Below are 18,079 nucleotides of genomic sequence, written 5' to 3'. Positions count from 1 at the left end.
CGACCAGATACGACAGATGCCCGAAGGTCTTCCTCTCCGCCATCGCCCTCGCCGCAACCGTCATTTATTGGTTATGAGTCCTGACCCTAGAGTACTCAGAGTTTTCGAATGTTGATCTGAGACCCTCTGAAAGGATGGAACGATCCAAGAATGGGGTTCCGAGTATTTGGAGCATGCATATACAACGGTTATCCCAAGCCTGCAGCCTTAGGCTTGACCTTCGGATGGCAGCCGAATGGGAAGAACTAACCAAGCGCATGCCTTTTCGTTTTTTCAATCACAGTGACTTCATAAGTGAAAAATACCACAGTCTAGATAACGTGAGTTGTTCGCTCTCATTGAACTGTGAAAGCGCGATTGTCTCTGCGTACCTACGAACTATCGGATACTGCTTTGCCAAGGGAATTTTGGACACTGCAAGCTTAGTTGAATATCTCGTTCCTGCCCTGCCGTTCGGTCAGCCATTGTCGGGCATTTCCCCCAATCAGCGCCCTGATTTTTGGCCTGACTTTGAAGACTTAAATATATCAGGCTCAGGCCTCAGTGATGCCGTTTTGCAGCGTTTCTTGAACGAATGGAGGCTTCCGAGTGAAGTCCCGCTATTTGCCAGTGGACCGCTTCGGTCTGATGAACGCGGAATTGATATTGATTGGGAATGTATGGTCGTTGCAGAGGAAGACCATCAGGGACAGCTAAGCGAGCTTTTTGGTCACATGATCGGAGCAGGTGGTAATAAGTTGGTCGAGAGAGTTTTCCCTCAAGGAATTGGTCGCTGGCAAGTAGAGCTCTGTATGCGTGGCTATGTTGAACCGAAGTTTAAAATCAATGGCTTTTCGCACATTGCTGAACCCTTCTCCGACAAAGTAGCGTTCATGTTTGATCGCGAACCAATCGTTTGCTGGAAGTTTTGGCTAGAGGAGTGGTTTCCTGCGCGGCTAAGAGGATGTGGTTCAAATTTTGCCGTGGCGACATGCTGTTCGGCTGATGATCTTGAGAAAATTTCGAATGCTGTAGACAGCGACCTCTATTTGGTAGTGAGACTAAAAGTTATAGGTGAAAAATTTACTTCCAGCAAAGTCCAACAGGGAGAGTACTTTGCAACAAAAAAGATCTACGCGCGGTAATGCGCAAGAAAAATAAGAAGCCTACCGCAACATCGACCTGCGTCGGCTTTGGGGAAGCTGCGCTGCGGCACTGACTAATGGGATGAACGGCAGCTTTGGTGCGACTATAATGGCGGCCCTTCGATTGAACCTGGAAAAAAAATGCCGCGTGACTGCAAGGAGTCCATCACGGACGGATCTGGTTACCGCTGACCAATCATCCATGCCAATTCAATCGTCGTGAGATAGACCAAGAAATTTAGAGCGTTCGTCAGAAATCTTTTGTCGAGTTTTTCCCATATTCTTTCGATAGACCGACCAAATTTCCATGGCTTCAAGGGCGTTCAACTTCATGGATATGACAAACTGCAAACCACTAGTCATGAATGCAGTTTGGTACTTTGACGGAAAGGAGATTGGGTTCTTTCTATGGATCAGAGCAATGCCTCCGATGGCACTTATGTTTCCGACCTCACCGGTTTCATCATCTTTCCATACGAAGGGGGCAGATCGAACTTGAAGAGAAATGCAGATGTTTCTTGTCTTTCGATTGACTAAATTCGACAGCCGACGAGGAATCGGGAACCTGCTGTAGCTGACTGCACAACCTAAATGCTTCGCGAAATATCGAGACAGTTCAGTTTGATCTTCCAGGACGACGTCAATTACGTCGATGCCGTCGCTCAGTTTCTCTTCCATTACTTGGCTTTGCGTATCCTGAAACTTATCATACGCGCGGTCCGCAGGTTGTGTGACCTGGTTATTGCAGGTAGCACAGATCGAGTTTTCAAATTTTAAGAGGCGAGAGTTCAAACCTTGGATCGGTTTTTCTTCTCCTTTGAAGCTTCTCCAGACCGTGGGCTTTCCTGTCGCGTTCTTGGTTAGATCGCTTTTCTTGATTTTGTGTTCGCCAGTAAGGTTTTCCGCTGTTCCACAAATCCAACAAACATTTCTTGCCAACTTGGTAAAAATCATAAAACCAACGCTACGGTATTTTTGTCCTCTCAGAAAGTGTGGTTTGAACTTGAGACCGAAGAGGCTGTAGCTCTCAAACGGTAGATAGGACTACACAGAGTCAATTTGCCCGTCATCGAATTTCGCTCACGCGGCGAATGTCGGCTTGGTGGCCCTATTGCTTTTTGCAGTTTGACAAAATGATACAATCGCAAAGGGCGGCGGACCCTCTTTCCCCTTACTTTTCCTTCGTGGGCCAGCGGGATTTGGACAAGCCAAACGCCTCTGGCCGTCAGGGTGAGAGCGCTGCCCTCCCCCTCGGGCAACCCTTTTAGACAGGGCCGTGTCCTCGGCTGTGCCTGCGGGCCGCACCACCCCTGTCGAATAGCGTTGCCTCGCCCCCTCCCGCGTTCGCCACGTGGCAGATTAGCAGGAACAGGCAGCTTCGCTGTCTGACCTACAAATCAGCTCTGATTTCCCAAGAGGGGGTCAGATCAGACCAAATTGTCTGCGGAAGTATGAAATGGGGGCGGCGTGTTAGTTGATGACGCAAAGGTCAAATTCAAGTGATGTCCAAGGTTGGGGTCGTCTTCTGACGTCGAACGTTCACTGCTTTTCTGGTCCAACTATGACGGTTGGGTCAGGTTCTTGTGACGTTCAACAGGAAACCAGTGGCGGACCGAGGAGGATTCGAACCCCCGACCCCTTGATTCGTAGTCAAGTACTCTATCCAGCTGAGCTATCGGTCCGCGTTGGTGAGGCGGTGTTTAGACCTGCTGCCCGAGACGTGCAAGCCGATTCTTCAAAAAAAAATCAAAAAGTCATATCCCCGCGCGGAAGGCTGATTTCAAAGACTGTTCCCTCGGGTCCGGTCTCTTTCAAAACCAGGTCCCCGCCATGGCCGCGCACCAGCTCCTGCGAGATTGCCAGCCCCAGACCCGAGCCACCCTTTCGGACCCCACCCTGAAAAGGTGTAAACAGGTTTTCGCGCGCCTTGGGGGGAAGACCCGGCCCCGTGTCGCGGATTTCGATGCACCAAGCATCGTCGTATTCACACCCCGCAATCGTAATCCGGCCAGGTTTTCCCGAGGCAACCAGAGCCTGTCTTGCGTTGCGCACGAGGTTCATGATGACGCGGTACAATTGTTCGGGGTCGGCGCGGGCCACAAGCGCGTCCGGCACTTCGTTCACGATTTCGACGCAGGCATCCGCGACGGCGAGTTGTTCGCTGGCCGCGACATCCGCCGCGATTGCGCGGATCGGAACCATAGTCAGAGTGGGCGCGGGTTCTTCCGCGCGGCCAAAGGCCAATGTGCTTTCACAAAGGGACACGGCCCGGGTGATGGAATTCACCAGTTTCGGCGCCATCCGCCGCACCAGCGGATCATCGCTGGCCTCGATCCGGTCGGTAAACAGCTGCGCCGACGTCAGGATATTGCGCAAGTCATGGCTGACTTTGGCGACGGCCCCCCCAAGCTGCGCCAGCCTTTCCCGCTGCTTGAGCGCCTGGGTCAGGTCCGTTTGCAGCATCTTCAGTGCCTCCTCGGCCTCTCGCAACTCCGTCACCTTCGAGTTCGGCGAGATTATGCCACGCGCGTCCTCTGGCGCACTGGCATAGCGTTGCATGTAGCCGACAACGCTTTTGATGGGCCGCACAAGTACGACGCGCACGGCGAGAAACAGAAAAAACGCTGTGATGATGGAGATCACAAAGGACAGACCGAGAATACGCAACCCGTAGTCAATCATCGCCATTCGCAACGGCATGCTATCCATGGTGACTTCGATCAGAAGGCCCGCCCCCTTGACCGGTTCTCCGATGACCCGGATGACTTCGTTTTCGGGTTTGAGAAAGCGGCTAATCGCATCCCGGATCAGAATCCAGGGGCTTGCATCCCGCAAATCGAACGTGTCGGCGATTGGATCGGGAATCGGCGACGACAGCATCAGTTGCCGAACCTCATCCCGTCGCAACACGACATTGTAGACGCCTGCGTTTTCCAGCAGTTCTGCCTCAAGATCTTCGGCCAGCATGTCGTCCGCCAGCAAAGCCAGCGAGGCGATCTGCGCGCGTTCGAGCCTGTTCAGCAGAAAGTCCTCGCGGAACCGGGCGATCGACGGGACAAAGATCAGAACCTCGGCCAACATGACGAAGACCGTCGTCAGGATCAGAAATCGGCCCGAAAGCGAGTTCAATTTGCGCCCCTCCTCAGGTCAGGGAATCCAGCGCTGGACGAATCTGACCACTCGTTTAACTGTCTGATTCTCAAACAGCCTTGGCGAGAAATAAGCACCCGCCACACGTTTGTTAAGCTCTCCGATCGTCGGATAGGGTGAAACCATGGCGGCGATCTGCCCCATCTTCAGGTTATTGGCCAAAGCCAACGACCACAAGTTGATCAACTCACCCGCCTGATGCCCGACGATTGTGGCGCCGACGGGTCGGCCTTTCACGACCATGACCTTGACGAAGCCTTTGGTTTTGCGCTCGGCAGTCGCCCGGTCATTGTGGAGATAGTCAAAGCGGGCGATTTCGAGCTTTTCTCCATGCGCCTCGCGGGCCTGAGCTTCGGTCAGTCCGACCTGGGCCAGCTCTGGATCCGTATAGGTGGCCCAAGGGATATGTGCCGTTTTCGCCCTGGACGGCAGACCGAACAGGGCCGAACGAATGATGACACCTGCATGATACCCTGCAACATGGGTGAATTGCAGGCCACCCGTTACATCTCCGATCGAATAGACGCGGCGATTGGCCGTGCGCAACGCGTCATCCGTTCTGATGCCGGTTTTTGTGCGTTCAATTCCGGCTGCTTCCAGGTTCAGACGCTCGATATTGGCTTTGCGACCGGCAGCGATCAAAAGATGAGAGCCCCGGTGAATTTCACCGTTTTCGGCAACGACCTCCACAGCGCCCTCTGTTCCGCGCACCTGAGCGATCATGGCGTTTTCCCGGATGTCCACGCCTTCACTGCGCAGGGTATCCAGCACCACGGAGGCAGCCTCGGGATCGTCTTTGCCCAAGGCTTTGAACCCTTCGACGACCGTCACCTTGCTGCCGAGGCGTATATGGGCCTGCGCCATCTCCATCCCGATCGGGCCGCCCCCGATGATCAGCAGGTGATCTGGCCGCTCTCTCAAGTCAAAGATGGTTTCGTTCGTATAATAGGGCACCGTGTCCAACCCCGGAATCGGCGGCACCAGCGGTGATGAACCGGTCGCGATGACGATGCGACGTGCACAGATGACATGATCCCCGGCCTGCACCTTTTCAGGGGATATGAACGTGCCATATTCGCGAATGACCGTCACGCCGAAGCCTTCGAACCGCTGCTGGCTGTCCATCGGTTCGATCTGCGCGATCACATCATGAACATGATCCTTTACTGCGGCGTAGTCGACCTGAGGGATTGTATCAGCGATGCCAAAACGAACGGAATGCGCCTGAGCATGGGCCGCTTTGCCGCTTGCGATCAGCGCCTTCGACGGGACACAGCCGAAATTCAGGCAATCCCCACCCATCTTGTGCCCTTCCAGCAGGACAACATCCGCGCCCATCTGGCTGGCACCCGCGGCGACGGACAATCCTCCGGACCCGGCGCCAATGACCAGGAGATCGGCTTTCAACTCTTTCATGGTTCAGGTGCCTCTTTTCGCGCGCAGTGCTTTGAAAACGATGGGCAAGGCGGCCAATATACACAACCCGATAATCGGCCCGATCACGAACGGTTCCCACAGCAACGAAACATCAGGCGTTTCCCCACGGTCGAATACACCGCCCAGACCGACCCCGATCCAAGTGTACACGATACCTCCGGGAATGATGCCCAGCGCGGTCGTCAAAAGAAAATTGCGGAACTTCACACCGACCAAAGCCGGCACGAGATTGGCAACAAAGAACGGCACCACCGGCACCAGACGCAGCAGAAACAACACCGAGATTTCGTTTTCCCGCAGACCGTCCTTCAGTTTTCTGACCGTGCCTTCTGATGATTCCAGGCGCGACGTCAGGGCTTCGCCCAAGCCCCAGCGCGCCGCCAGAAAGATCGCCGACGCACCGATGGTGGCGGACACGACATTGAAAACAGTTCCCGCAAAAAGACCGAAAAGAAAACCGCCCGTCATCGAAGCCACCGCGGCACCGGGCAGTGAAAAGGCCACTATGACGATGTATATGGCGACAAAAGCGGCTGCCATGATCCAATAGTGACCGTCCCGCCACGCCAGAAGCGCCTCGCGATTGTCCCGCAAGGTCTCGAAAGTCAGGTAATCCCCAAGCGTGAAAAAGCCGACAACGGCTACGCTCAGGATTACAAGCAGCGGAATGTGGCGTGCGAAACCGTTGCGCGGCGCCTGGCTTGTGTCGGACATCAGATTTTCCGGTTCTTTGTGCTTCATCTTGTGCCCAAGATGCGCTGACTGACGGGCCAGCAATAGGGGGATCACGGGGCCTTGATCTTTGTGGCACCGAATGTGAGGAATTTCGGCGATAAACGGGTATTTTGAAACCTTTTGCCGTTGCCGGTTACAGAATTGTTGCAAAAGCTGCGAAAACCTGGCCGTTGGGGTTTGACTTACCCCCCGCTTGGCAGTAGAGGACGGGCTTCGAACACCACGGGCAGGCGAATCCGCGCCGCACCCGACCGCATAGATTGGAGACGGAGCGATGAAACGCACCTATCAGCCTTCGAACCTGGTTCGCAAACGCCGCCACGGTTTCCGCGCGCGCATGGCCACTAAGGCCGGCCGCAAGATCCTGAATGCACGCCGCGCACGCGGCCGCAAATCGCTGAGCGCGTAAACCGCTCACCGATCAGGTTATGAACATGACGCCGCCGGAGGCCCCTGAGGTTGGTAGGAACCACCCCGGGAACAAGCCCCCGGCGGCGTCCGTTTGTGCATCTGCACCCCTGACCGTTCTCAAGAAACGGTCCGACTTTCTGAAAGCGGCGCGTGCCCGCCGACAAGGCACGTCTTCGATGATGGTGCAGGCCCGCAAGCGTGGCCTCGGCGAGGGCATCGGGATTCGCGTGGGGTTCACCTGCTCGAAAAAAGTGGGCAATGCCGTGGCCCGCAACCGCGCCAAGCGCCGTCTGCGCGAAGCCGCGCGGGCCGTGTTGCCCGAAGCCGGCCGCGACGGGTGGGATTACGTTCTGATCGGCCGTGCCGAAGTTACCGCCAACCGCCCCTATGACGCATTGTTGGACGACCTGCGCTATGCGCTCCGCAAGGTGCATGCGGCTGAAAAATGACCTTCCTGTCCCATATCGTCGCCCTGCCTGTTCGGGCGTATCGGCTGATCTTCAGCCCATGGGTCGGTTTCAACTGTCGCTACCAACCCACCTGTTCCGCCTATGCGCTTGAGGCGCTGGAGAAACACGGGGCGGTCAAAGGATCCTACTTGGCCGCTCACCGGATCTGCCGTTGCCACCCTTGGGGCGGCGACGGATATGATCCGGTACCTGACGACAAGCATAACGACCCTTCGTCCTGACCCCTCGTCAGACTTGACCGGCAAGTGCCGCGCCTGAACAGTTGGACCTGCACAACCCGAGGTCCCGATGAAATCCCCAGCGCGCGACACCCTGCCAACCCACGATGTCCTGAACCAACCGCCCACGCGCGGCGGCACCGATCTTTGGCTGTCCGATCCGGTCCTGCAAGACGCAGCAAAGACAGCGGGCGCGCGCGCTTTGGAGCTGGCGGCATATGGCAAAACACTCGGAACCGAAGAAACGCGGGAACTGGGTCGGGAAGCCAACCGGCATTTGCCAGAGCTGCGGCTGTTCGATCCCGGCGGCAGGCGCCTGGACGAGGTGCGGTTTCACCCGGCCTATCATCAGATGATGCAGATCAGCCAATCGGCGGGCTATGCCGCACTGGCCTGGGATGGACAACCCGGAGGGCATGCGACCCATGCGGCGATGGTCTATTTGGCCGGACAGGTCGAACCCGGGCATTGCTGCCCGATGACCATGACCTATGCAGCAATCCCTGCACTGGCCCCCAATGAACACATTGCCTCGCTCTGGCAGCCAAAACTCATGGCCCGCCACTATGATCCTTCGAAGGAACCGATCGGTCAAAAGACCAGCGCGACGCTGGGGATGGCGATGACCGAAAAACAGGGCGGTTCGGACATACGCGCCAATACGACCATTGCGGCACGCGACGGGGATCATTGGCGCTTGCGAGGGCACAAGTGGTTCTGTTCCGCGCCAATGTCGGATGGGTTCCTGACACTGGCGCAGGCGCCCGGCGGGTTGACCTGTTTTCTGGTGCCCCGCTGGCTCGAAGGCGAACGCAATGCGATCCACCTGATGCGCCTGAAAGATAAGCTGGGCAACAAATCCAACGCATCCTCGGAAATCGAGTATCATGACGCGCTGGCCTATCAGTTGGGCGAAGAAGGCGCGGGCGTGCGCACCATACTGGAAATGGTGCACCACACGCGGCTTGATACAGCCATGGCACCGGCCGGGCTGATGCGTGCCGCGCTCAGCGCAGCGCATCATTGGGTGGAACACCGCAGCGCATTTCAGCGCCGATTGATTGATCAACCGCTGATGCGTGCGGTCCTGTCCGACCTTGTTCTGGACTGGGAAGGCGCTGTGACCTTGGGAATGCGTGTGGCGCAGGCATTTGACGGCCAGACACCCGAAGACAAGGCCTTTGCCCGGATCGGCGTCGCATTGGCCAAGTTCCTGAACAACAAGCGTTGCCCGGTCGTCGTCGTCGAAGCGATGGAAGTGCTGGGCGGCATGGGGTACGTCGAAGACACGCCCTTGCCCCTGATCTATCGTGAAGCGCCCCTGAACAGCATCTGGGAGGGGTCAGGCAATGTGATCTGCCTCGATATCCTGCGCACCCTGACGCGTGAGCCGCTGGCCGCCGAGGTTCTGGGGGCCGAGTTGGATGCGGTACGAGGCACGGACAGAAGGTATGACGCAGCTTTGACCGCGCATCGCAACCGCTGGCCCGGTCTTCCGCCCGAGGCCGAAGCGCGCTGGTACGCTGAACGTACGGCACTGCTGCTGACGGCCTCGCAATTGCTGCGCCATGCGCCCAGCGCTGTGGCTGACGGCTTTGTTGCCACACGTCTTTCCGATGACAGCGGCCGCATTCCCGGAGCAGTAGCCGGGTTGGATACCGGCGCCCTGCTGGCGCGGCTTGGCTGACCCGCCACTTGCCCGGTTGCGCCATCTGCTGTAGGGGCTGCGCATGTTTGATGATGCAGACGATATCCACCCGCTCTTTGCCGGCGCGCCCTCGACCACCGAGTTCAAGAAACTGCGCAAACGCATCGTGCGCCAGACCCGCGAAGCGATCGAACAATACGGGATGGTTGACCCGTCCGCCCATGACAAGGACGGCACACCGCCGCGTTGGCTTGTCTGCCTGTCGGGCGGCAAGGACAGTTATACGCTGCTGGCCGTCCTCTACGAACTCAAATGGCGCGGATTGCTGCCTGTCGATCTTCTGGCTTGCAATCTGGATCAGGGACAACCCGGATTTCCAGCAACGGTCCTGCCAGAGTTTCTGGACCGCATGGGCGTGCCACACAGGATCGAGTATCAGGACACATACTCTGTTGTGATGGACAAGGTCCCGCAGGGCCGAACATATTGCGCCCTGTGCTCGCGACTGCGCCGCGGCAACCTGTATCGCATTGCCCGGGAAGAAGGCTGTTCCGCCGTCGTGCTGGGCCACCACCGCGACGATATTCTCGAAACGTTTTTCATGAACCTCTTCCACGGAGGCCGACTGGCCACCATGCCACCGAAACTAGTGAATGAAGAGGGGGATCTTTTTGTCTTTCGCCCGCTTGCCCACGTCGCCGAAGCCGACTGCGAGAAATTTGCCAAGGCCATGCAGTATCCGATCATCCCCTGCGATTTGTGCGGCAGTCAGGACGGGCTGCAACGGCAGCAGGTCAAACAGATTCTCGATCAATGGGAAAAGAACAGCCCGGGTCGGCGTCAGGTTATGTTCCGCGCGTTAACAAATGCGCGCCCGTCGCACCTGTTGGATGCGAAACTCTTTGATTTTGTTAATCTTTCCGTAAACTCTGACGAAAAATCGGAAAATTTGGAAGAAATACCGCTGCTGCGTTAACGACTGACTCAGACTGGTTTCCTAGGCTCGGCATACCATTCATGCCCAAGGTCAGGACCCGATGCGGAATCATCCTTTCGTCGACCGTATTATTGAAGCTTTTGGAAACGTGGCATACGGCCCAGCCTTTCTGGCCTTTGTTCCGGCAACAAGCCTGGGGGCGTTCTGGCTTGGCGGTGAACGCGCTTTGGTCGCGGTGGCCCTGGGCTTGCCCCTGATGATTGCCGGTATAGGCGCAATGGCCCCCAACCCGGCAGACAGGAAACGGCAACAGGGTGGCCTGCTGCCGAATGACCAGTTCGAAACCGTTCTGGCTGAGGTGCTCTGGGATAGTCGCCGCAAAGGTGAAACGTCGGCCTGTTTCGCTGTGATCCTGGACGACTATATGCAAATGCTCGATCTGCATGGCCAAGCAGCAGCGAACCATGTGGCGCAGCAATTCTGTTTGCGCATCATGTCCATGATCCGCTCCAGTGACACCGCAACCCGGATCGATGGAAACAAGATGATGGTTGTTCTGCACCCGACGCAACAGCTTGATCTGGAAACCTGCATTCAGATGTCGGGACGAATACAATCCGCGGTCGAAGACCCCATCATGCTGAACGGAACCGGAGTTTACATGTCCTGCTCCATCGGTTTCTGCCTCAGCAGCAATGTCCCCGACGGCACCGCGAAAGACTGGTGCAACGCTGCTAACAACGCGCTGCAAGAAGCACAGCAAAACGGGCCGTCAACGATTCGTGCCTTTTCGTCCGAAACACGTCGCCGAGCTCAGGTCAGAACCAATCTGCGCAAGGAATTTGATGCGGCGCTGGAAAGCGGTGAAATTAGACCATGGTTTCAACCGCAGATCTCGACGGATACCGGGCGTGTGTCCGGGTTCGAGGCTCTGGCCCGCTGGGAACACCCGGCAAAGGGAGTGCTGGGCCCCAATATCTTTCTGCCCTTTGCCGAACAGGCAGAGTTGATGGGCAAACTGGGACAGGCGATGCGGCATCACGCCTTTTGCGCAATGCGCGAATGGGATCGCGCCGGTCTGACCGTACCACGCATCGGCATCAACTTCTCGTCGGACGAATTGCGCGACCCGGGGCTGATCGACCGCCTGAAATGGGAATTGGATCAATGCGATCTGACCCCGGACAGATTGGCGGTCGAAGTATTGGAGACCGTGTTTTCCAGAGGACCGGATGACGTAATCACCCGCAATGTCACGGGCTTGGCCGCGATGGGGTGCTGTATCGATCTGGACGATTTCGGCACAGGGCATGCCTCGATCGCTTCAATCAAGCGGTTCAACGTGTCCCGGATCAAAATCGACCGTTCTTTCGTGACAAAGGCGGACCAGGACCCAAGCCAGCAGCAGTTGGCCAGCGCAATTCTGACCATGGCAGAACGGCTGAATCTGGAAACCCTTGCTGAAGGCGTCGAGACGCCCGGAGAACACGCTTTGATGGCGCAATTGGGATGTGACCATGTTCAGGGGTTTGGCATCGGCAAGCCCATGCCTTTCGAAAAAACCGAGGACTGGATCACGTCTCATCGCGACAAGATCGACGGAATGCCCAAAATCGGGCGGCAAACGGGCTGAAGAACCGGAAACTGCGCCACAGAAGACCAATCCGTGACGAAATAACGAGCGATTCCGCTTGACCTTTGGGCCTGCACTCTGTTGAACCCTGCGGGTGTCTTTCACTGCTCAAGGTGGCTGTCCCAGATGGACGATCAGAACAAGAATCTCATCCTCGCAACCGCGCTCAGCTTTCTCGTGATCCTGGTCTGGTTCGTGCTGTTCCCTCCGCCGGAACAGACGCCAACCACGGAACAGGCTGAAATCGCCAGCATCGAAGGGAATGAGGTTCAGACGCCCAGCGCCGCTGATACCGGAACGGTCGGCGAAGCAACTGCAAGCGCCACTGAAGCCGAAGCCGAACCCGAGGCGCCCCGCGTCAGCATCGACACGCCCCGCCTGACGGGCAGCCTGTCGCTTGCCGGTGGCCGAATTGATGAGCTGTCGCTGAAGGATTACAAGGTTTCACTGGCCGAGGATTCTCCGATCGTCGAACTTCTGTCCCCGGTTGGAAGTGACTCTGCCTATTATGCACTTTATGGCTGGGCCCCCGGCGCGGGGCTCTCGGTCACGGACGTTCCCGGCCCGAACACTCTTTGGACGCTTGAGCAGGGCGAAACTCTGGGTGTTGACACTCCGATCACGCTGGCTTGGGACAATGGTAACGGCCTCACCTTCCGCCGCACCATTGCCGTGGATGAAGACTATATGTTCTCGGTCACCCAGTCGGTCGAGAACACCACCGACGCCGAGGTCGGCATGGCCCCCTACGGCATTCTGGCACGCCACGGCATGGGCGAAGACGGTGACCTGCCGGGCCTGAAGAACTTCTTTATTCTTCACGAAGGCGTCATGGTCATGGCTGACGGCGTTCTGGATGAGATCGACTATGGCGATGTGCGCGATTTCGATATCGACCCCAATGAACGCGCACAGGCCGAGGTCTATCAGGTCAAAGAAGGCGGCTGGATTGGGTTCACGGATCACTACTGGATGACCACCCTGATCCCGGCCGAGGGTGCAGCGTTCAAGGCAGCTGCCAAATACGATTCACGTCGCAACATTTATCAAACGGAAACGGTGCTGCCGACACTGACAGTCGCGCCCGGTACAACGGAAGAGGTCACGACCAGACTGTTCGCCGGTGCCAAGGAGTGGGAAACCATCCGGGAGTATCAGGCGGAAGGTGTTCAGAAGTTCATCGACAGCATCGACTGGGGTTGGTTCTACTTCCTGACCAAGCCGATCTTCTGGCTGCTGCACAACATCAATGCCCTGATTGGAAACATGGGCTGGTCAATCATCGGCCTGACGCTGATCATAAAGGCCATCCTGTTCCCGCTTGCCTTCAAGTCCTACGTCTCGATGGCAAAGATGAAGGAATTGCAGCCGCAAATGGAGGCCCTAAAAGAAGCCGCAGGCGATGATCGCCAGAAAATGCAGCAGGGCATGATGGAGCTGTACAAAAAGGAAAAGGTGAACCCTGCCGCAGGCTGCTTGCCTATTCTGTTGCAGATTCCGATCTTCTTCTCGCTGTACAAGGTGATTTTCGTGACGATCGAACTGCGTCAGGCCCCATGGTTCGGCCCGTTCCGGGACCTGAGCGCACCTGATCCAACCTCGATCTTCAACTTCTTTGGCTGGCTGCCATGGGCCGGGCCGCAACCTGACAGCCTGATGGCGCTGATCTTCATCGGTATTCTGCCGCTGCTGCTGGGTATTTCGATGTGGTTGCAGCAGAAATTGAACCCGGCGCCAACCGATCCGACGCAGGCCATGATCTTTGCCTGGATGCCTTGGGTCTTCATGTTCATGCTGGGTGGTTTCGCCAGTGGTCTGGTCGTGTACTGGATCGCGAACAACACAATCACGTTTACACAGCAATATCTGATCATGCGCAGCCAGGGCTATAAGCCGGATGTATTCGGAAACATAAAGTCCGGTTTCAAGCGGACGCCAAAAACGGACAACAAATGAGCGGAACGGTCTCAAGCCTTTGGCGCCACCCGATCAAAAGCCATGGGCGAGAAGCCCTGAGCCAAGTCACACTCATCCCCGGGCAGACCATGCCCGGGGATCGCGTTTGGGCGGTCGCTCATGAGGCCGCCAAAACCGATGGTTCGGAATGGGCACCCTGTTTCAATTTCAGCCGCGGTTCAAAAGCGCCTCAGTTGATGGCCATTTCGGCCGAATTGCAGGGCGACCGGGTTACATTGCGCCACCCGCAGCGACCGGATCTCGATTTTGCGCCGGACACCGAACAAGAAGCTTTTCTGGACTGGGTAAAGCCACTTATGCCGGCGGACCGCGCTGCATCTGCCCGGATCGTTCGGGTTCCGGGGCGCGGTATGACGGACAGCGACTTTCCATCGATCAGCCTGTGCAACATGGCATCGCATCGCGCAGTCGAACAGAAGCTGGGCCAGACTCTGTCCATTGTTCGGTGGCGCGGCAATTTCTGGTTCGAAGGTCTGCCGTTGTGGGATGAGTTTGACTGGCTGGGCCGGGACCTGCGCATTGGCGAGGCCGTGCTTCGCGTCCGCGAGCGGATCACGCGATGTATGGCCACCACCGCCAATCCCGAAACCGGTGAGAGGGACGCAGACACCCTGCGCGCCCTGAACAGCTGGGACCATCAGGATTTCGGCGTTTACGCCGAGGTCGTTCAGGGCGGCGAAATCCGCGTCAACGATGAGGTGCAGGTGCTATGACCACGCTTCCCTTCCCCCTGGCCGAAGACCCGGATGAATTCGCCCTGGAGCGAGGCCGCAAGCTGTTTGCAGGCCCGTCCGAGTTCGTCAAAGGCGTTGTCGCCATGAATGGCCTGCCCGCACCTGACCGGTTGGAAGTCTGTTTTGCGGGGCGTTCGAACGTGGGCAAATCCAGCCTGATCAATGCCTTGACCGGCACGAAAGGTCTGGCCCGCGCATCCAACACGCCCGGCCGCACGCAAGAGATCAACTTTTTCACCCAAGGCCCTGAACTCTATCTCGTGGACCTGCCGGGCTATGGCTATGCAAACGCCCCGGTGAAAGTGGTCGAGAAGTGGCAGAAGCTGCTGAAACAATATCTCAGCGGGCGCCAGACACTGCGCCGCGCCTTTGTCCTGATCGACTCGCGCCACGGGGTGAAACCGGTCGATGACGAAATTATGAAGTTGCTGGACACCAGCGCCGTGACATTTCAATGCGTTCTGACCAAGGCAGACAAGGTCAAAGCCAAGGATCGTGAAAAGGTTCTGGAAAAAACCCGGGCCGCGTTGTCCAAACATCCCGCGGCATTTCCGGAAATCGTGCTTACCTCTTCCGAAAAGGGTGACGGCATTGCGACCCTGCGGTCCATCATTGCGCATCTGGAATAGCTTCACCCTTGGCAGCGTGGGGCAAAGGTCCTAACACGGTTTTCCAGAAGGACTTTAGCAATGAAGACACGAGATATGAACCGGGACTGGATCGCCACCGCAGCCACACTCAACAGCGCCCTGCCCTATCTGCAGCGCTATGACGGAGCCATCGTCGTCATCAAACTTGGCGGACACGCCATGGGCAGCGACGAGGCGATGGAAAGCTTTGCCCGGGACGTGGTTCTGATGCGCCAGGTGGGTGTAAACCCGGTGGTCGTCCACGGCGGTGGTCCGATGATCAATGCAATGCTGGGCAAGTTGGACATTCAATCCGAATTCGTGAACGGCAAGCGAGTGACCGACAAGGCCACGGTTGAAGTGGTCGAAATGGTTCTGTCCGGGCTCGTGAACAAGCGCATCGTACAGGCGATCAATGATCAGGGCGGATCAGCCGTAGGCCTGTCTGGCAAGGACGCAGGCCTGATGGTCTGCGATCAGACGGATGCATCGCTGGGCTTTGTCGGCACTCCTGCCGAGATGAATCCGAAGATCCTGCATGATCTGTTTTCACATGACGTAATCCCGGTCATCGCCCCGCTTGGTGCAGGCCGCGACGGTGAAACATTCAACGTCAATGGCGACACGGCAGCCGGAGCAATCGCTTCTTCGCTCAAGGCAGACCGTCTGTTGCTGCTGACGGATGTTTCCGGTGTCAAGAACGCGGCGGGCGATGTCGTGACCGAACTCAAGGCCGGTCAGATAAGGGAAATGACCCGCGAAGGCACCATTGCAGGCGGTATGATACCCAAGACAGAAACCGCACTGGACGCCCTGCACAGCGGCGTTCGGGCTGTCGTCATACTTGATGGGCGCGCACCCAATGCCGTGCTGCTGGAGCTGTTCACCGAACATGGGGCCGGGTCGCTGATACGCCCGGACTGACCCCGCAAGAGAGGAGGAGGAGACATGACACATCTTGCACAGCCTTCCTCTGATCCTGACGCGACGCCCTATGAACAGGTTGAAAGCGCCGCCCTTGATACTGGTTTGTTGGTCATGGGCGCACTGCATCCTCGCCACGTTGCAGCCAAAGACCTCGAAACCGGCACGCTAATCCTGTTGGGGGCCGGGCCGAGATTCTGGCCCGTACTGAAAGCCTCACCGGAATGGCACCAGGCCGACCCCGTTGACCGATGGTCGCAAAGGGTCGTCGATCAGATGGCCGAAAGGCTCGGCGCACAGGCGTATTTCCCGTTCGGCGGCCCTCCGTACACGCCATTCATTGACTGGGCACTCAAGTCTGGGCGAACGTTCAGCAGCCCGGTCGGGGCATTGGTGCATGAAACCGTAGGGATGATGATTTCCTATCGGGGCGCACTGTATTTTGCCAAAGAGTTCGCCATCCCAACACCTTCCGGCGTGTCGCCTTGCGAAACCTGCGCCGCGCCTTGCACGACGACCTGTCCGGTCAGTGCGCTGAACGCGCAGGAGTTCTATGACGTCGCTGCATGCCACGACCATTTGGGCACTGCTGAAGGTCAGACCTGTATGGCGGGCGGGTGTCTGGCCCGCCTTGCCTGCCCTCTGAGCGCGGGCGCAGGACGCGACCCGGAACAATCGGCCCATCACATGAAAGCCTTTCATCCGTCATGACCCGAATTCTGATCCTGACACGTCATGCGAAATCCAGCTGGGATAGCCCGGGTCTTGGCGATCATGACCGCCCGCTGAACAAACGTGGACGAAAGTCGGCCCCGGCCATCGCTGCTTGGTTGCGTCACCACGGCTGGTTGCCGGATGAAGTCCTAAGCTCTACATCAACCCGCACCCGCGAGACATGGGATCGCATGGGTTTGCAGGCCGATAAAGTCAGCTTTCACAGCGCGCTCTACCACGCTGATTCAATGGTCATGCTGCGGGAACTTTCAGGTGCTACGGAACCGGCTGTTTTGATGATGGGCCACAATCCCGGGATCGCCGATTTTGCCAACCGTCTGGTGCGGCAACCGCCAAATCATACACGCTTTTTCGATTATCCAACCTGTGCAACAACCGTCATGTCGTTCGAAATAAACAGCTGGGCCGAGGTCCGATGGCAAACCGGGACAGTGCTGGGGTTCACCATCCCGCGTGAGTTGATCGAATAGAAAAAGGCGGGGCAATACCCCGCCTTCATTCATTCAGCCTTTGTGCAGGTCAGTGACCCAGAATCTGGCTCAGGAACAGTTTGGTCCGCTCGCTTTGCGGGTTGTTGAAGAACTCTTCGGGTTCATTCTGTTCCACGATCTGACCGGCATCCATGAAGATCACGCGGTTGGCGACCTGACGGGCAAAGCCCATCTCGTGCGTCACGCACAGCATGGTCATACCTTCTTCGGCCAGTTCGATCATGGTGTCGAGCACCTCTTTGATCATCTCGGGGTCCAGCGCCGATGTCGGTTCATCGAACAACATGATCCGTGGCATCATGCACAGTGAGCGGGCAATCGCGACACGCTGCTGCTGACCACCTGAAAGCTGACCGGGATACTTGTCGGCCTGTTCAGGGATTTTGACCTTTTCCAAGAAATGCATCGCCCTCTCTTCAGCCTCTTTCTTGGGCGTCTTGCGCACCCAGATCGGGGCCAGCGTACAGTTTTCCAGAATGGTCAGATGCGGGAACAGGTTGAAGTGCTGGAACACCATTCCAACCTCGGACCGGATCTTGTCGATGTTCTTCAGGTCATTCGACAGCTCGATCCCGTCCACCACGATCTTGCCTTGCTGGTGTTCTTCCAGTGCGTTCAGGCAGCGGATCAGGGTGGATTTGCCCGACCCTGACGGGCCCGCGATCACGATCCGCTCGCCCTGATTGACGGTCAGATTGATGTCGCGCAGCACGTGGAAGGACCCGTACCACTTGTTCATGTTGTTGATTTCGATGGCGACCTCGTCGCTCACCTGCATCTTGGAGCGGTCGATTTCGCGGTCAATTGCAAGTTCAGACATGTGTTG

The 18,079-nt window shown here is 57.3% G+C and carries 18 protein-coding genes and 1 tRNA gene; 13 read left to right on the top strand and 6 right to left on the bottom strand.

What is annotated here, in order from left to right:
- The first annotated feature begins 224 nt into the window (after positions 1-224).
- Positions 225-1,124 carry a hypothetical protein gene (locus ACR0LI_RS14690; RefSeq protein ID WP_480718742.1) on the top strand — a complete coding sequence of 300 codons (900 nt, stop codon included), beginning with the start codon at positions 225-227 and terminating at the stop codon, positions 1,122-1,124.
- A gap of 210 nt (positions 1,125-1,334) precedes the next feature.
- Here ACR0LI_RS14690 and ACR0LI_RS14685 read toward each other — a convergent pair whose 3' ends face one another.
- From ACR0LI_RS14685 to ACR0LI_RS14665, 5 genes are all read right to left on the bottom strand, one after another.
- Positions 1,335-2,078 (bottom strand): hypothetical protein, encoded by a 744-nt coding sequence (locus tag ACR0LI_RS14685; protein WP_480718741.1) that lies wholly within the window; start codon positions 2,076-2,078, stop codon positions 1,335-1,337.
- Positions 2,079-2,729: 651 nt separating this feature from the next.
- Positions 2,730-2,806: transfer RNA gene (locus ACR0LI_RS14680), tRNA-Arg, on the bottom strand.
- A gap of 64 nt (positions 2,807-2,870) precedes the next feature.
- Positions 2,871-4,253 carry a sensor histidine kinase gene (locus tag ACR0LI_RS14675; protein ID WP_253284979.1) on the bottom strand — a complete coding sequence of 461 codons (1,383 nt, stop codon included), beginning with the start codon at positions 4,251-4,253 and terminating at the stop codon, positions 2,871-2,873.
- 18 nt (positions 4,254-4,271) lie between these two features.
- Positions 4,272-5,690, bottom strand: a complete 1,419-nt coding sequence (locus ACR0LI_RS14670; RefSeq protein ID WP_480718740.1) for a dihydrolipoyl dehydrogenase family protein — start codon at positions 5,688-5,690, stop codon at positions 4,272-4,274.
- Between the two features lie 3 nt (positions 5,691-5,693).
- Positions 5,694-6,425: a TVP38/TMEM64 family protein gene (locus ACR0LI_RS14665; RefSeq protein WP_152456930.1), complete on the bottom strand. Its 732-nt coding sequence runs from the start codon at positions 6,423-6,425 to the stop codon at positions 5,694-5,696.
- A 295-nt stretch (positions 6,426-6,720) separates the two neighbouring features.
- On the opposite strand from ACR0LI_RS14665, the gene rpmH reads away from it, so the two are divergent.
- The 12 genes from rpmH to ACR0LI_RS14605 all read left to right on the top strand — a co-directional run bounded on the left by rpmH (position 6,721) and on the right by ACR0LI_RS14605 (position 17,232).
- The gene (gene rpmH / locus ACR0LI_RS14660) at positions 6,721-6,855 is read left to right on the top strand and encodes a 50S ribosomal protein L34 (protein WP_005980833.1); all 135 of its coding nucleotides are present in this window, start codon (positions 6,721-6,723) and stop codon (positions 6,853-6,855) included.
- A gap of 25 nt (positions 6,856-6,880) precedes the next feature.
- A complete protein-coding gene (rnpA, locus tag ACR0LI_RS14655) occupies positions 6,881-7,306 on the top strand; it encodes a ribonuclease P protein component (RefSeq protein WP_171634743.1) in 426 nt (141 codons plus the stop codon).
- Positions 7,303-7,548 carry a membrane protein insertion efficiency factor YidD gene (gene yidD / locus ACR0LI_RS14650; protein ID WP_152456928.1) on the top strand — a complete coding sequence of 82 codons (246 nt, stop codon included), beginning with the start codon at positions 7,303-7,305 and terminating at the stop codon, positions 7,546-7,548. Before rnpA ends, yidD begins: the two co-directional genes overlap by 4 nt.
- Before the next feature lie 67 nt (positions 7,549-7,615).
- Positions 7,616-9,232 (top strand): acyl-CoA dehydrogenase family protein, encoded by a 1,617-nt coding sequence (locus tag ACR0LI_RS14645; protein WP_480718739.1) that lies wholly within the window; start codon positions 7,616-7,618, stop codon positions 9,230-9,232.
- A gap of 43 nt (positions 9,233-9,275) precedes the next feature.
- Positions 9,276-10,169, top strand: a complete 894-nt coding sequence (ttcA, locus tag ACR0LI_RS14640; protein ID WP_209834576.1) for a tRNA 2-thiocytidine(32) synthetase TtcA — start codon at positions 9,276-9,278, stop codon at positions 10,167-10,169.
- Positions 10,170-10,230: 61 nt separating this feature from the next.
- Entirely contained in the window at positions 10,231-11,763 is a 1,533-nt protein-coding gene (locus ACR0LI_RS14635) for a putative bifunctional diguanylate cyclase/phosphodiesterase (protein ID WP_480492614.1), read from the top strand.
- Between the two features lie 126 nt (positions 11,764-11,889).
- Positions 11,890-13,719, top strand: a complete 1,830-nt coding sequence (gene yidC, locus ACR0LI_RS14630) for a membrane protein insertase YidC (RefSeq protein WP_480718738.1) — start codon at positions 11,890-11,892, stop codon at positions 13,717-13,719.
- Positions 13,716-14,453 (top strand): MOSC domain-containing protein, encoded by a 738-nt coding sequence (locus ACR0LI_RS14625; protein WP_480621691.1) that lies wholly within the window; start codon positions 13,716-13,718, stop codon positions 14,451-14,453. The genes yidC and ACR0LI_RS14625 overlap by 4 nt, the downstream gene beginning before the upstream one ends.
- Complete coding sequence (gene yihA / locus ACR0LI_RS14620; RefSeq protein WP_171634759.1) at positions 14,450-15,103, top strand: ribosome biogenesis GTP-binding protein YihA/YsxC; 654 nt, start codon at positions 14,450-14,452, stop codon at positions 15,101-15,103. Before ACR0LI_RS14625 ends, yihA begins: the two co-directional genes overlap by 4 nt.
- A 60-nt stretch (positions 15,104-15,163) precedes the next feature.
- Positions 15,164-16,027, top strand: a complete 864-nt coding sequence (argB, locus tag ACR0LI_RS14615; protein WP_171119631.1) for an acetylglutamate kinase — start codon at positions 15,164-15,166, stop codon at positions 16,025-16,027.
- Positions 16,028-16,051: 24 nt separating this feature from the next.
- Complete coding sequence (locus ACR0LI_RS14610) at positions 16,052-16,738, top strand: ferredoxin (protein ID WP_480718737.1); 687 nt, start codon at positions 16,052-16,054, stop codon at positions 16,736-16,738.
- The gene (locus ACR0LI_RS14605) at positions 16,735-17,232 is read left to right on the top strand and encodes a SixA phosphatase family protein (protein WP_480621693.1); all 498 of its coding nucleotides are present in this window, start codon (positions 16,735-16,737) and stop codon (positions 17,230-17,232) included. The genes ACR0LI_RS14610 and ACR0LI_RS14605 overlap by 4 nt, the downstream gene beginning before the upstream one ends.
- 49 nt (positions 17,233-17,281) lie before the next feature.
- Here the strand turns inward: ACR0LI_RS14605 and ACR0LI_RS14600 are convergent, their stop codons facing one another.
- Positions 17,282-18,073: an amino acid ABC transporter ATP-binding protein gene (locus ACR0LI_RS14600; protein ID WP_171724223.1), complete on the bottom strand. Its 792-nt coding sequence runs from the start codon at positions 18,071-18,073 to the stop codon at positions 17,282-17,284.
- Positions 18,074-18,079 lie beyond the last annotated feature (6 nt).

Source organism: Ruegeria sp. CL7, assembly GCF_056536445.1.
This window is presented reverse-complemented; position numbering and strand designations above follow the sequence as displayed.